Raw genomic sequence first — 14,559 nt, forward strand, 5'->3', positions numbered from 1 at the left:
GGCATCCTCCCACAAAAATTTTGGCCCGGCAATAGCCTTTTCGCTGCTACTGACGGGCCCACTCCCCTACTTTTTCTTTCCGACGACGTTCATCTCCGCTCGGGCTTCCCTCCCCAGCGCATCAGTGGCAACAACCGTCAGTTTTTGCTTGCCTTCCTCTACCTCATGAAGCACCAGGCGAAATAGCCCACGATCATTCGCGTTGGTCTGAAAGCTTTTTGATCCATAGTTGATTTGGAGGTTAACAGCACCAGCACCTGTCACTTTCCCTTCGATGGGCAGCGCTTCACCTTCCTGCCCTTCTAGCTGTTTGTTCGACAGCTGTATCGTCGGAGCTGGTACTGTTCGTGCCTTGTAGGAAGTACGCTGCTCTCCATTACTTATGACGACCGCCCCTGCATTAGCATCCACATACGCATACACCAGCAACATGCTTTGATTGCCTGCACCGTCTTTCCCTTCAAGCAAAATGCGATTTTCCCCCTGCTTCATACTCAAAATTTGCGTTGCGTATTTTTGCGCAGGGATTTCCAATTGCTCTTCTTCAAAGTAGGACACAATCTCCCCATTGATACTAACCTGACCTTTATATGTTTGATCCCTGTACATGAAGCGGACCGGAACCAACATGTTCTTGGTTGCTGGATCGAACTGCACGTCTTCACTGCCATCGTTTAGCAATTGCAGTGTCGGAGGACTCGTATCGACGATGACCCGCTGCGTGAACTGGCGCTTGTTTCCATACATATCCATTGCACTGTACATCACATAATTGAGACCTTCCGTTAATCGCATGATGGTTTCAAATGATCCATCCGTCGCCAGCTTTACAGGCGTTTTGTTAATCGACAAGCGGACTCTGTCCATCATATCCTCGCCTGTTACTTTACCCCTGAAGGCTACATCCGGCTGCTTGGATATTTTCAGATAAGGAAACAAATCATCTGGGAACTCCACAAATGGCGGTGTGCTGTCGCTTTTCCCGTTAATATGCGCCACACTGATATTTCCTGCATAATCATACGCTACCACACTCATTTTTTTATCCGGCTGATTAATGAGTGTGCTGGACACTTTTGGAGAATAGGGGCCTCCTACCCTTTTGCCGTTTACATAAAGGAAATAGGCCTGGATATCTTTATCACGGCTACTCCACTGAACCTTGTTTCCCGACACAGAAGCTGTAATCACAGGAGCTTTTGTATCCACGCGGATCGGGAGTGTCATCGATTGCCAATTTGCATTGCGTCCGTCTATTTTGGCCTTAATGGAGAATTGGTACTGTCCATCGGGTGCCTGTATATAGGCGCCTTTTTGCGGTGAAAAGATCTTTCCGTCCCAGCTCCATGCTTCTTTTTCCGTGTAATAGTAGGGCGTCCCCAATTTGGATTGGTCGTACTTGCTCACCTTTTCATCACGTACAAGAGTGCGAATCGGCTTGCCTGTCTGGTCTGTTACTTCGACGATAATATGACGGGCATTGCGCAAAAATGTAATGGAAGGAGCAGCGACATCGTAATGCCCATCCCCGTTTGGCGAAAAGGCAATATGATTGGGATCGATTTTTGCACCGCCATCGGCTTTGACACCTGTAACACCTAGATAATCCCGATAGCGCCATTTGTCATTGCGTTTATCGTGATACCAGCTCGTCTTGACACCTGTTCGTTTTTCCTGACTTTCTGCCTCCCATACGGGCTGATCCATAATCCTTGGTTCATCCCAGTCGCCGTAGAAGCCATAAAACGGCGTGCGCAACGTAGGCAATCCCTTATCATCTGGTTGAAAGGAAATAAATCCTTCTGCAAATTGATTGCGTGCTGCGCCTGTTGGAATCGTGAGCGTTACCTTCACTTCCTCTAACTTCCCCGGCGCAACGGTAACCTTAGGAGCGGAAAATTTCAGTTCTGCCCCCTCGAAAAGGGTATTTGTCAGCATGTTGATCCCATTCTTGCGCAAGTCAGTCATGACACCAAACTCATTTTGCAGCTGATACGTAATTGGTTTCTTGCCAAACTTGTTGTTAATAAACAGAGAAAAGGTCGTTGAATTCCCAATTTCCCCCAACGAGACACCTGCTTTTCCTTTTGCAGTCACAACAATGGCTGGCGTCTTGATCGCTTTTGCGATTTGCATCATTCCTGCCCCTTGAACCCGTGGGCTGTAAGGTACTTTTTTTGCTTTCTCCTTATCCTCTGCCGGGATGCTAATTTGCGGATCGATAATCGGTTCTGCAGTATTCATCGCCGCAGCTTTTAACGTATCGACAAGCGATTTGCCTTGCAGGTTCCGCCCTTGCTTGAGATAGCCTTGCTTCAGTAAAGCCATCCCCCCTGCCACATGTGGCGTTGCCATTGACGTACCACTTTTCACGGCATACTCAGACTCACGCGTGAGTGACAAGATGCCCCCACCTGGAGCTGCAATCTCCGGTTTAAACTGCAAATCGGGTGTTGGTCCCCATGATGAAAAAGCCGAGATCGTTCCTCCGTCTGGATACGGCATTGAATTTTGTCCATATTCACCGTTAAATGAGACGGTCACTTTCTTGCCTTTTTTTATCGCTTGCGCCATTTGCTCGCCCATGTGCTTCAAGACAGAAACAGCCGGGATTTGTTTGGCATGCTCCGCACTGATAATGAGTGGCCCCATTTCATTGTTGTAGATGACAGCACCAACTGCTCCTGCTTCTTTGGCGAGGCGCAGCTTTTCGTCGAATGAAATGTCACCTCGCTCGAGCAATACCACTTTATCTTTTACGGAAACATTGTAGTCTTCTTTCTTCCCTTTCCCCATATAGACGAGCGGATACGGCTTCATCAGCGTCATGACTGGGTTTATCGCACCCCCGCCTTCCACATATCCCGATAAATACACGACTTTCTCCATACCGGGTACCCCTTGAACCGTAAAGCTATGGCCAGCTAGTGCTGTAGCATTGACAGAGGCAACAGAAAACGCATCAGGGCTCAAGCCTGGAGAACCGATCATGGCGATATCCGGATTCTGTGCTCGTACCTTATCACTGCCGAAATACGCATCATTGCCGGCCGCTGCCACTACTATGATCCCATTGTCGACTGCTTTCTTCACAGCCATTTGCTCCACATTTGTTTCATCCACATAGCCCGCAGAAGAGCCGAGACTTAAGTTAATGACATCTGCTTTTTTCGTAATGGAATCATTGATCGCGAATAAGATCGATTCACCCAGCCCAGGAATCTCGCTTTGATAATTGGAAAATACTTTTTGGCTGATGAGCTGGGATTCAGGAGCGACCCCTTTAACTTTGCCGTTCGCGCCAATAATTCCCGCTACATGGATACCGTGCTGAGATTCCGATACATCTTCCGTTGTTTGATTACGGTCAGCCCAGTTAAAGCCAGGGATCACCTTCTGGGAAGAACCTGACTTTTGCATGGCTGAACGCTTATCATGCGGGGCAGGCAAATCAGGGTGACGCGGATTGACTCCCGTATCGATCACGGAAATGAGCATTCCTTCCCCTTTTACCCCCGCTTCCTCCCAAGCCTGAGTCGCCTCAATCATTTCCAGCGAATCGACAGGCGCAGATTTTAATTGCTCACCTTGCAATAGCAATTCTTGTCGTTGCCATTCATCTGCCTTCGTTTTATATTCCTTGTCCGCCTTGCCTGTATGTAATGGCTGGTGCATTTCCGCGAGATCCTGCAAAATCTGTGTACGAATGGTCGCCGTTCCTTCAAACGCTGTTGTACTGACAGTCGTTGCGGGAAGCAAAGCCAATATCAATCCAATGCTGCATACCTTTTTCTTCATCGTTTGCCCCCTTGCTGGAAGTCATTCCATTATGTTTTCAGTTTTCACTAGGAAGCGCTTGGGTATTCCCTTCATTTCGCGAAGGTTGACAAACGAAGGATTTTCAGCCTATATTTAAGTGCATTAAATATTACATATCAAATATTCCCGATAACGAAGAAATAGATCAAAGAAGGAGAAGATACGAGCATGCCCTCCCCCTCAACAGATACGCTTGAGCGCCTGCAGGAGGCGTTTCGTACCATTATGCGCACAATGGGAACGCAATTAGCCGAACCTGTCTCTGGTTTAACTGGCCCGCAATTCTACATTCTTCATCAGTTGGAACAGAAGGAAAAATGCACCGTTGGAGAATTGGCTGAATCAATGGGGGTCAAACCTAGCGCAATCACAGCAATGGTCGACCGTTTGGATAAACACGGCTTCGTCGCCCGTGATCGTGATGAGGAAGATCGCCGAGTGGTTTACATCAGCTTGCGTGATTCTGGTCAAAAAATTCTCCAAGTAGCCAAGCAGAATCGGAGAGAACAACTAAATAAAATGTTTTCTCATCTCAGCGAGGATGAACTCCAGCAGTTCGTCAGCATCTTTGAAAAACTGGCGGTGGCGGCGGTCATCGAGGCGAATTGAATAAACTCCTTGTACATTGTTGATGTGGTGGGGAGAAAACAGGAGAAAACGCTCAGCTTCTAGGGCCACCCCCTGAAAGATTGACTGCACGACTCCATGCAAAAAGCGAAACCGCGTCCAAAGTAGTTCTTTCAGGATGTGTCTCAGAGGTGAACGCTTAAAGGCGTGTTTCGCTTTTTGCATTCCGTCTCGGTCGGTGTCCCTAAGATCTTCGCTTATTTCTCCTGTTTCCTCTACGAGCTTTTCGTGTTAAACGGGTTTTAAAAGCCTTAAAAGAATGAAGAATGTAGTCAGTTACGCTAGAGAAGAATATTTCCAGACGTAGCGACTTGTGGAGTCCTACCTAGCGGAGAAGGGATTTGCGGGCAACAGAAACGCAACGTGCCCGGGCGACGAAGCGGCTACCACTTTTGCGTTTCCCCGCAAATCCCTTCGGAGCGGACAGTCTCAGCCTCCAGAGGGACGGAGCCTGGAGCCTAGACTGGAAATATTCTTCTCTCCACTACAGCGACATGTGTCCCCAATGCAGTAAACACTTAAACAAACTTTCTTAGAACTGAAAAAAGGCGTGCACCGGTGATCCGGAATGCACGCCTTTTCTATTGCAAACAATTAGGAGAAGAAGAACTTCTTCACTGCATGTTTGGTTGTTTCTTTGTTCATGTGAGCGATCGAGGTTGTGAGCGGAATGCCTTTTGGACATGCTTGTACGCAGTTTTGCGAGTTACCGCAATCACCGATACCGCCATCTTCCATCAGGGCTTCCAGACGCTCATGCTTGTTCATCATACCCGTTGGATGCTGGTTGAACAGACGAACCTGCGAAATAGCGAATGGACCGATGAAGTCAGACTTCGCATTCACGTTCGGGCAAGCTTCCAAGCAAACACCGCACGTCATGCACTTCGAAAGCTCGTACGCCCATTGACGCTCAACTTCCGGCATGCGAGGACCTGGTCCCAGATCATGCGTACCATCGATTGGAACCCACGCTTTTACGCGTTTCAGCGCATCGAACATGCGGCTGCGGTCAATCGACAAGTCACGTTGTACAGGGAAGGTGCTCATTGGCTCAAGACGAATCGGCTGTTCCAGTTTATCAACCAGTGCCGAGCACGCTTGGCGCGGTCTTCCGTTAATAACCATCGAGCACGCACCGCATACTTCTTCCAAGCAGTTCGATTCCCAGTTTACTGGAGACGTTTTTTGACCTTGTGCGTTGAGTGGATTACGTTGAATCTCCATCAAAGCACTGATCACGTTCATACCAGGACGGTAAGGGATTTTGAACTCTTCCTTGTACGGAGTGCTGTCAGGGCTATCTTGACGAGTGATAATCAAATGAATCAATTTTTCTGCCATGATCAGTTTCCTCCTCTCTTATTTCTTGTCAGACGTATAGTCACGTTTACGTGGTGCGATCAGGGATACGTCGATGTCTTCGTAGTAGATTTCAGGCGCAGTCGTTTCTGCATTGTACTTCGCCATTGTCGTCTTCATGAAGTTTTCGTCATCACGCTCAGGGAAATCAGGCTTGTAGTGAGCACCGCGGCTCTCATCGCGCTTGAGCGCACCAATCGTGATCGCGCGGGACAGTACGAGCATGTTCCACAGATGACGGGTAAATGCCGCACCAGAGTTGCTCCATTTATTCGTATCGTTGATGTTGATTTTCTTGTAGCGTTCCATCAGTTCAACGATCTTATCATCCGTTTTTTGCAGACGGTCGTTGTAACGTACTACCGTTACGTTGTCAGTCATCCACTCACCCAGTTCCTTGTGGATCAGGTAAGCATTTTCTGTTCCGTCCATTTTCAGGATGCTGTCGTATTTCGCTTGCTCTTGGCTAGTAAAGCCATCGAAGAGCGTGGAAGACAGATCATCAGAGGATTTGTTCAAGCCTTTGATGTACTCGATCGCTTTTGGACCTGCTACCATACCGCCATAGATCGCGGACAGGAGGGAGTTCGCACCCAAACGGTTTGCACCGTGCTGAGAGTAATCGCACTCACCTGCTGCAAACAGACCAGGGATATTGGTCATTTGGTTGTAGTCTACCCACATACCGCCCATGGAGTAGTGAACCGCAGGGAAAATCTTCATTGGAACTTTACGTGGGTCATCCCCAACGAATTTTTCGTAAATCTCGATAATACCGCCCAATTTTACATCCAGTTCTTTTGGATCTTTGTGGGACAGGTCGAGGTATACCATGTTTTCGCCGTTGATACCAAGTTTCATATCTACGCAAACGGAGAAGATTTCGCGAGTCGCGATGTCACGCGGCACCAAGTTTCCGTATGCAGGGTATTTATCTTCCAGGAAGTACCAAGGCTTACCGTCTCTGTACGTCCATACACGGCCACCCTCACCACGAGCAGACTCGGACATCAGACGCAGCTTGTCGTCGCCAGGGATTGCAGTTGGGTGAATTTGGATCATCTCACCATTGGAGTAGATAACCCCTTGCTGATACGCCGCAGACGCTGCTGTACCTGTATTGATAATCGAGTTCGTCGATTTACCGAAGATGATACCAGGTCCGCCTGTTGCCAAAATAACGGCATCCGCACGGAAGGATTGAATTTCACCGGAACGCATGTTTTGTGCAGTAATCCCGCGACAGGTTCCTGTATCGTCCAAAACGGCTCCGAGGAAATCCCAATATTCGTACTTGGTTACCAGACCTTCAGCTTCATAACGGCGTACTTGTTCGTCCAATGCGTACAAGAGCTGTTGTCCAGTTGTCGCACCCGCAAAAGCGGTACGGTGATGCTTGGTTCCCCCGAAACGACGGAAGTCCAACAGACCTTCTGGTGTACGGTTAAACATAACGCCCATACGGTCCAACATATAGATGATGCCAGGTGCTGCATCGCACATTGCTTTAACAGGCGGTTGGTTTGCCAAAAAGTCTCCGCCATATACTGTATCGTCGAAGTGCTCCCATGTGGAGTCGCCTTCCCCTTTGGTATTTACCGCACCGTTAATACCGCCCTGCGCACAGACAGAGTGGGAACGTTTTACCGGAACCAGGGAGAACAGCTGAACAGGAACGCCTTTTTCTGCTGCTTTGATGGTAGCCATCAAGCCGGCCAAACCTCCACCGACAATGATCAGTTTACCTTTTGCCATGAGTTTTGTCCCCCTATCCCTACAAAATGAAAGCCGACATCGCACGCAAGCCGATGAAGGTTACAACTACGAATACGCCCAAAGTCAGGAATGTTGCAATGCGTTGGGAACGCGGCCCAACTGTAATTCCCCAGTGAACCAGGAACGACCACAGTCCGTTGGAGAAGTGGAAAGTCGTGCTAATAATCCCGATTGTGTAGAATACGATCATTGCAGGACTGCTCAAAATGTTTGCCATCATGTCATAATCCACGTGTGCACCCAGTGCTTTTTGGATACGAGTTTCCCAAACGTGCCAAACAATAAAAATGAGGGTAATGACTCCTGTAACGCGTTGCCACAAGAACATTTGGTTTCGGAAGTAACCGAAGTTCCCTACGTTATGCTTCGCTTGGAACGCAATGTAGAGACCGTAAACAGCGTGAAACAGGATCGGGAGGTAGATCAAGGCAAATTCAAGTACTAACAGAAATGGAAGGCTTTCAATGAAGCCTACTGCCTGGTTGAAAGCTTCAGGCCCACGAGTCGCTTGATAGTTGGCGGTCAAGTGGAACACGAGGAAGAGCCCGATCGGAAACAAACCAAGAAGTGAGTGTAGCTTGTGACTGAGAAAGCTATGGCCTTTCGCCATACAATGGTCCCCCTTTCAATGTATGTAACTCTCAATTCTGTGAAAAACGTCAAGCATCACCGCAAGCGGTCCAAAACGGTTTTCGGCCGTTTTGATAGACCTTTCCCCAATATCCTAACCCATTGCCTTACCCATTAGACATAGCAAAACCGCCACGATCATTTTATGAAAAGCATCTTGACGCTGTTCACAAAAAGACTGCGTTCACTAGATCAACTGAATTTGTCGGAATGTGTCAAAATACGAGAAAAAGTTGGGCAAAACTTTGACCAAATCCAATTGTACTCTTGTCGACACAGAGCGTCAAGACAATCAATGTACTAAATACATTGATAGAATAACTTTGTTTAGTCCAGCTATTTTTTCTATTACGATGTCATGAATGCGGGCCCCTCCTCATAATCTAGTACAGACAGGAGGGAAGCACATATGAAAGAGAAGGATCAGCTTGCAGCACTGTTGCCGCCGGAAATCATTCCCTATGCGGAAAGAATGAATATGCCCTATCTTGGCTATCATCTTCTACGCGAAACGCTGACCAGTACCCTGCTAGGCGATAGTGAAAACCATATTCTCTATTGGATAGGAAAAAATATGGGCCGCCAAATCCCCATTCAATCTGCAACAGGCCCGATTATGCCTTTTATTCGGCTCGGATTAGGCCAGCTAGACGTCGTGGAGGAAACCGGGCAAACTATCGTTTATTCACTCATCCATTCTATTTTTAGCTATCAGTCTATAGAAAGACTAGGATGCAGTCTTTCTTTTGAGGCCGGGATCATCGCAGGTATGATTGAGCAGTGGAAAGAAAGAGAAGCGTTCAGCAAAATCGAAATGGAAAGCCCCTCAAACATACGTATAACTGTACAAGTGGCGTCATGAAGAAAATGCCCCCTCTACCTATAACAAAGGGAGAGGGAGCATCCATATTTTATACTCCGTGCACGATCGCGGTTTCCTCGACATCCAGACCATATGCCGAATGAAGGCTGCGAACAGCCAGCTCTGTCAAGGCTGCTGGAATGACGCAAGAAACCTTAATATCAGACGTAGATACCATTTTAATAGAAATTTCTTTTTCTGCCAGGACGCGGAACATTTCGGCAGCTACCCCTGGATTGTTGATCATGCCTGAGCCAACAATTGATACCTTGGTCAAGCCTTCCTCGAAATCGATTTTTTCAAAGCCAAGCTCGTTTTTGTTTCTGTCCAACGTATCCAGTGCTTTTTTCAGGTCATCCGCTGCAACGGTAAAAGAAATGTTCGTAACAGACGCATCATAGGAGCTTTGGATAATGATATCCACGTTCACCTGATTGTCTGCCAGCGTATTGAACAGACGGGAGAGCGTCCCGACCTTTGCAGGCATGCCGACAACCGTGATTTTGGCAACATCTTCATCGTGTGCAACTCCACTTACTACTCTTCCTGTTTCCATGTTGGCAACCTCCTCAACGTACGTACCATCTTCGGCAGTAAAGCTCGAGCGGACGACCAGCCTTACCTTGTATTTTTTCGCAGCCTCTACTGACCTTGGATGAAGAACCCCTGCACCGAGGTTCGCCAGCTCCAGCATCTCATCGTACGAGATCGTATCCAGCTTGCTCGCAGCTGGAACGACTCGCGGATCAGCTGTATACACCCCGGACACGTCCGTAAAGATTTCGCATTTCTCAGCGTTCAAGCTCGCTGCGAGTGTAACCGCAGATGTATCCGATCCACCGCGGCCGAGCGTCGTTATTTCACCTTCGTCACTGATCCCTTGGAATCCTGCCACGATCACCACACGACCACGGCCGAGCTCCGATTGAATCCGCTCTGGATCAATTTGCTTGATCCGTGCTCTTCCGTGAATCGCCTCCGTGGTAATCCCAGCTTGCCAGCCCGTTAGAGAAATAGCGTCGTAGCCTTTGCTATGCAAGGCCATCGACAAAAGCGCGATCGATACCTGCTCCCCCGTGGTCAGCAGCATATCCATTTCACGCTCGGATGGGTATGCGCTAATCTGCTTGGCCATGTCTACCAACACGTCAGTAGATTTCCCCATTGCAGAAACAACGACTACCACATCATGCCCTTCCTCTTTGTAGCTGATTATTCGATCCGCAACTCGTAAAATTCGCTCAATGGTACCTACAGAGGTGCCTCCATATTTCTGCACGATCAACCCCATGCGGCTTCTCTCCCTTTTTCTCATATCCAATGTTGGTATTTATCTCGTATCGTATGGTTTTTCACTATTCTCTCTATAAGGAAAAGTCTTGCATTTTTATTTTACAAAAAAGGCACCGACAAGGAATAAGACCTGCCGCTGCCTACTGTTTCGACATACCGGTTCCTCCCTCCCAATACACGCGGACAACGAAGATTGACAGTCATCACCATCAAAACTCACATTGACACACCGTGAGATAGCTCTCCATCTGACAATTGGTCATTGTGCAGATGACAGTCCTGCATTTGTTCAACGCAGACCCAGCATGGAGAAAAGCGGGTTTCCCTCCACACTTCGGCGAATTCCCCTTTCCCGTTCCCTTCACAGATACCCGATCTCAGGGTGGTACTCTTGGTTTTCGCGCCTCTACCTCACTCCATAATGGAAGTGAGGCTAACTATTCTGTTTGAATCGGATTATAACATGAGTCTAAAAATGGATCAATTCCTTTTTAGAGGTCGTTCAAAAAGTTGCATTTGCTATGTGTCAAGCTTGCGCAAATGAGTGATGATTTCTTTCGCCAGCTTGTCGCCGATCCCTAATTGGCGGAAGTCTTCGACGGTCGCCTCCCGCATTTTTTTCAACGAGCCAAAATGAGAGAACAACAGCTTGCGTCGCTTCTCACCGATACCCGGGATCTCATCCAACTGCGAGGAGAGCATCGTTTTCGTCCGGGATTGTCTGTGGAATGTAATAACAAAACGGTGGACTTCATCTTGGATGCGCTGCAACAAATAAAACTCATAGCTATCCCGTCTAAGATTCACAGGCTCTGGCGGATCTCCGTACATGAGCTGAGCGGTGCGGTGCTTCTCGTCCTTCGCGAGTCCACAGACGGGAATATAGAGGCCCAGCTCGTTTTCCAGCACGTCCATAGCCGCACTGATTTGGCCCTTCCCACCATCGATCACAATCAGGTCAGGCATTGGCTGGTTTTCTTTCAGCAGGCGAGAGTAACGACGACGAACTACTTCGCGCATGGAGCCGTAATCATCTGGCCCCTCGACGGTTTTGATCTTGAATTTGCGGTATTCCTTTTTGTCAGGGCGGCCGTCTGTAAACACAATCATCGCAGACACAGGCTCGGTTCCTTGAATGTTGGAGTTGTCAAACGCTTCAATTCGATGAGGAACCGGAATCCCTAAAATGTGACCAAGATTGTGTACCGCTTGGACTGTACGAGCATCGTCCTTGGACATCAGCGCGAACTTCTCCTGCAAAGCAATACGGGCGTTCTCGGAAGCCATCTTCACGAGCTCATGCTTTTTGCCTCTTTTCGGAGCATGGACTTTGATGCCCAGCCATTCACTCAACAATTCCGGTTCACTTTCTTGCGGGAGCAAAATTTCTTTTGGCAGCGCATTTTGCTTGTCGTAGTAGAACTGGCTCACATATGACATAAAGTCTTCGGTTTCGCTGCCATAGTATGGAAAGGAAGTCGTCTGACGCTCGATCATCTTCCCTTTTCGCATATAGAACACCTGAATGCACATCCAGCCTTTTTCCACAGCGAACCCGATAATGTCGCGGTCTACCGTATCGGTGAACGTGATCTTCTGCTTCTCCATCACCGCTTCGATACTCTTGATCTGATCGCGATATTCCTTTGCACGCTCGAACTCCATGTTTTCTGCGGCTTGCAGCATTTTTTCCGTAAGGGTTTGCTTCATTTCCTCATGGCCACCATCGAGGAACCGGCTGATTTCGTCCACCAAACGCTGATTTTCCTCTGCCGATACCTCGTACACACAGGGCGCAAGACATTGTCCCAAATGGTAGTAAAGACAAACCTGCTTGGGCATATTGCGGCATTTGCGCAACGGATAGAGGCGATCCAGCAGCTTCTTCACCTCGGAGGCATCTCCGGCATTGGGATACGGACCGAAATACTTGGCTTTATCTTTCAATACCTTACGGGTAATCTCCAGGCGTGGCTGCGCCTCATTCGTAATTTTGATGTACGGATACGTCTTGTCGTCGCGGAGCATGACATTGTAACGCGGGTCGTGCTCTTTGATCAGGTTGCACTCGAGGATGAGCGCCTCAATCGCTGAGGATACCACAATGTACTCAAAGTCCACGATCTCGCTGACCAACAGCTGCGTCTTCCCGTTATGACTGCCTGTAAAATAAGAGCGGACGCGGTTTTTCAGCACCTTGGCTTTGCCTACGTAAATGATTTCCCCGCTCGCATTTTTCATCAGGTAGCAGCCTGGCTTATCTGGCAGGACGGCCAGTTTATCTTTTAAGGAGCTGTTCATGGCTGCTCCCTCCCCTTTCTATATCTGTCTTGCATCTATTTGTTCTTGTGGAATGGCTTTTCCAATACATATAGTTCATCTTCCAAGGAACTCATCCGTTCCACCAGCAGCTTCCGGCTGTCTTGCACCCCTTGATTGTAATAGAAGGGACCAAGCTCTTTTGAAAAAAAGGCAATCAACTCTTCCGTTTCCAAATTGCCAAGTGTCTCCGACCGTTCTTCTTTAAAATAGCGTTGTACTTGATGAACTAGATAGTCAATTTGCTCTCTCTTCAATTTGGCTGGCATCGTATCCGGCTTCCTTCCCTTTTTCGACTCAGAAGAGAATATACGTTCTATCCTTCATAGTACCATGGAATGAATACGAAAAAAACTGCCGCCTCATTCCATAGCGACAGTTTTTATAGGCGGACCTAGTGCTTGCGACCGCCCAAATACGCTTCTTTTACACGCTCGTCGTTTAACAATGATTCTCCTGTGCCGTCCAATACGATTTGCCCTGCCTCCAGTACATACCCGTAATCAGCGATTTTGAGGGCCTGTTTGACATTTTGCTCCACGATGAGGACGGTTGTACCTTCCGCATTGATTTCTTTGATCACCTTGAAAATGTCCGCCACCACGATGGGAGCCAAGCCCATCGAAGGCTCGTCCAATAGCAACAGCTTCGGTCGAGACATCAATGCGCGAGCAATGGCTAGCATTTGCTGCTGACCGCCAGACATCGTCCCTCCCAATTGAGAAAGCCGTTCCTTGAGGATGGGGAACCAGGTCATCATCTTCTCCATGTCTTCCTTGATGCCTTGTGCATCGTTGCGCTGGAATGCGCCCATCTCCAGGTTTTCCAGCACGGTCATCTTCCCGAGGATCGCACGCCCTTCTGGTACCAAAGCCAGTCCGGCTTTTACAATCTGATGCGGTCTCGAACCCTCTATGCGTTGACCACAAAACGTAATCGTCCCTGCTTCCGGCTTCAGTTGACCTGCGATCGTGCGCATGGTTGTGGTTTTGCCCGCTCCGTTCGCCCCGATCAGCGAGACGATTTTGCCCTCAGGCACTTCCAGCGTTATGCCACGAATTGCCTTGATTTGACCGTAGGAGGTCGTCAAATTTTGTATATTCAGCATCTTATTCGTCCTCCTTGCCGAGGTAGGCTTCAATCACATCTGGATTGTTTTGTACTTCTGCCGGGGTGCCGTCAGCAATTTTGACTCCAAAGTTGATACATACGACCTTTTCACACAGGTTCATGACCAATCCCATATCATGTTCGACCAACAGAACAGTCGTCCCGTCATCGCGAATTTTTTTGACCAGCTCCATGAGCGCTTTCGTCTCAGTCTCGATCATTCCGGCAGCAGGCTCGTCCAAAAGCAAGAGTTTTGGCTCAGTAGCCAGTGCCCGTGCAATCTCCAGACGCCGTTGTTGACCGTAGGCCAGTGTATCCGAGCGGACGTCAGCAATGTCAGACAAGCCTACAAATTCGAGGAGCTCCTCCGCTTTTTTGGTAACAGCCTTTTCTTCCGCACGTTGTCCCGGCGTTTTCAAAAGGGAAGCCCAGAAGCCTGCCTTCATGCGCGAATGACATCCGACCTTCACGTTGTCCAATGCACTCATGTGACCGAAGAGGCGAATATTTTGGAACGTCCTCGCAATCCCCATTTCGGTAATCTTGTTAGGCGCCATTCCATTTAGCTTTTGTCCGGCAAAAGAAAAGGTACCCGTCGTTGGTTCGAATATGCCCGTTGCCATGTTAAAAATGGTCGTTTTTCCCGCACCATTCGGACCAATCAAGCCGACAATTTCGCCCTCGCCGACAGTAAAAGAAACGTCACGAAGAGCGGTGATGCCGCCAAAGCTTTTTCCTACGTTCGCAAGTTCCAGCAACAT

At 48.4% G+C, this 14,559-nt stretch carries 11 protein-coding genes and 1 riboswitch; of the genes, 2 read left to right on the forward strand and 9 right to left on the reverse strand.

Features of this window, described 5'->3' with window-relative positions; genetic code table 11:
* Positions 1–66 precede the first annotated feature (66 nt).
* Complete coding sequence (locus FB479_RS31160) at positions 67–3,798, reverse strand: S8 family serine peptidase (protein ID WP_142063525.1); 3,732 nt, start codon at positions 3,796–3,798, stop codon at positions 67–69.
* Positions 3,799–3,987: 189 nt separating this feature from the next.
* On the opposite strand from FB479_RS31160, the gene FB479_RS06680 reads away from it, so the two are divergent.
* Positions 3,988–4,428, forward strand: coding sequence for a MarR family winged helix-turn-helix transcriptional regulator (locus FB479_RS06680; protein ID WP_142063528.1), 441 nt, complete (start codon positions 3,988–3,990; stop codon positions 4,426–4,428).
* Between the two features lie 612 nt (positions 4,429–5,040).
* Here FB479_RS06680 and sdhB read toward each other — a convergent pair.
* The 3 genes from sdhB to FB479_RS06700 are packed head-to-tail and all read right to left on the reverse strand — an operon-like array spanning position 5,041 to position 8,194.
* Entirely contained in the window at positions 5,041–5,790 is a 750-nt protein-coding gene (sdhB, locus tag FB479_RS06690) for a succinate dehydrogenase iron-sulfur subunit (RefSeq protein ID WP_012685406.1), read from the reverse strand.
* 18 nt (positions 5,791–5,808) lie between these two features.
* A complete protein-coding gene (gene sdhA, locus FB479_RS06695; protein ID WP_106657576.1) occupies positions 5,809–7,563 on the reverse strand; it encodes a succinate dehydrogenase flavoprotein subunit in 1,755 nt (584 codons plus the stop codon).
* A 19-nt stretch (positions 7,564–7,582) separates the two neighbouring features.
* Positions 7,583–8,194, reverse strand: a complete 612-nt coding sequence (locus tag FB479_RS06700; RefSeq protein WP_106657575.1) for a succinate dehydrogenase cytochrome b558 subunit — start codon at positions 8,192–8,194, stop codon at positions 7,583–7,585.
* 429 nt (positions 8,195–8,623) lie between these two features.
* Here FB479_RS06700 and FB479_RS06705 point away from each other — a divergent pair, with 429 nt between their 5' ends.
* The gene (locus tag FB479_RS06705) at positions 8,624–9,076 is read left to right on the forward strand and encodes a YslB family protein (RefSeq protein WP_106657574.1); all 453 of its coding nucleotides are present in this window, start codon (positions 8,624–8,626) and stop codon (positions 9,074–9,076) included.
* Between the two features lie 49 nt (positions 9,077–9,125).
* On the opposite strand, the gene FB479_RS06710 is transcribed toward FB479_RS06705, so the two are convergent.
* The 5 genes from FB479_RS06710 to FB479_RS06730 all read right to left on the reverse strand — a co-directional run bounded on the left by FB479_RS06710 (position 9,126) and on the right by FB479_RS06730 (position 14,559).
* Positions 9,126–10,367 carry an aspartate kinase gene (locus FB479_RS06710; RefSeq protein WP_142063531.1) on the reverse strand — a complete coding sequence of 414 codons (1,242 nt, stop codon included), beginning with the start codon at positions 10,365–10,367 and terminating at the stop codon, positions 9,126–9,128.
* Positions 10,368–10,598: 231 nt separating this feature from the next.
* Positions 10,599–10,786, reverse strand: a riboswitch (Lysine riboswitch).
* A gap of 102 nt (positions 10,787–10,888) precedes the next feature.
* A complete protein-coding gene (gene uvrC, locus FB479_RS06715; protein ID WP_088906598.1) occupies positions 10,889–12,670 on the reverse strand; it encodes an excinuclease ABC subunit UvrC in 1,782 nt (593 codons plus the stop codon).
* A 35-nt stretch (positions 12,671–12,705) separates the two neighbouring features.
* On the reverse strand, positions 12,706–12,957 hold the full coding sequence (locus FB479_RS06720) for a DUF2164 domain-containing protein (RefSeq protein ID WP_142063534.1): 252 nt from the start codon (positions 12,955–12,957) through the stop codon (positions 12,706–12,708).
* 125 nt (positions 12,958–13,082) lie between these two features.
* Positions 13,083–13,796, reverse strand: a complete 714-nt coding sequence (locus FB479_RS06725; protein WP_106657570.1) for an ABC transporter ATP-binding protein — start codon at positions 13,794–13,796, stop codon at positions 13,083–13,085.
* 1 nt (position 13,797) lies between these two features.
* Positions 13,798–14,559 carry an ABC transporter ATP-binding protein gene (locus FB479_RS06730; RefSeq protein WP_106657569.1) on the reverse strand — a complete coding sequence of 254 codons (762 nt, stop codon included), beginning with the start codon at positions 14,557–14,559 and terminating at the stop codon, positions 13,798–13,800.

Origin of the sequence: Brevibacillus sp. AG162 (assembly GCF_006715575.1) — a bacterium.
GTDB classification, from domain to species: Bacteria; Bacillota; Bacilli; order Brevibacillales; family Brevibacillaceae; genus Brevibacillus; species Brevibacillus brevis.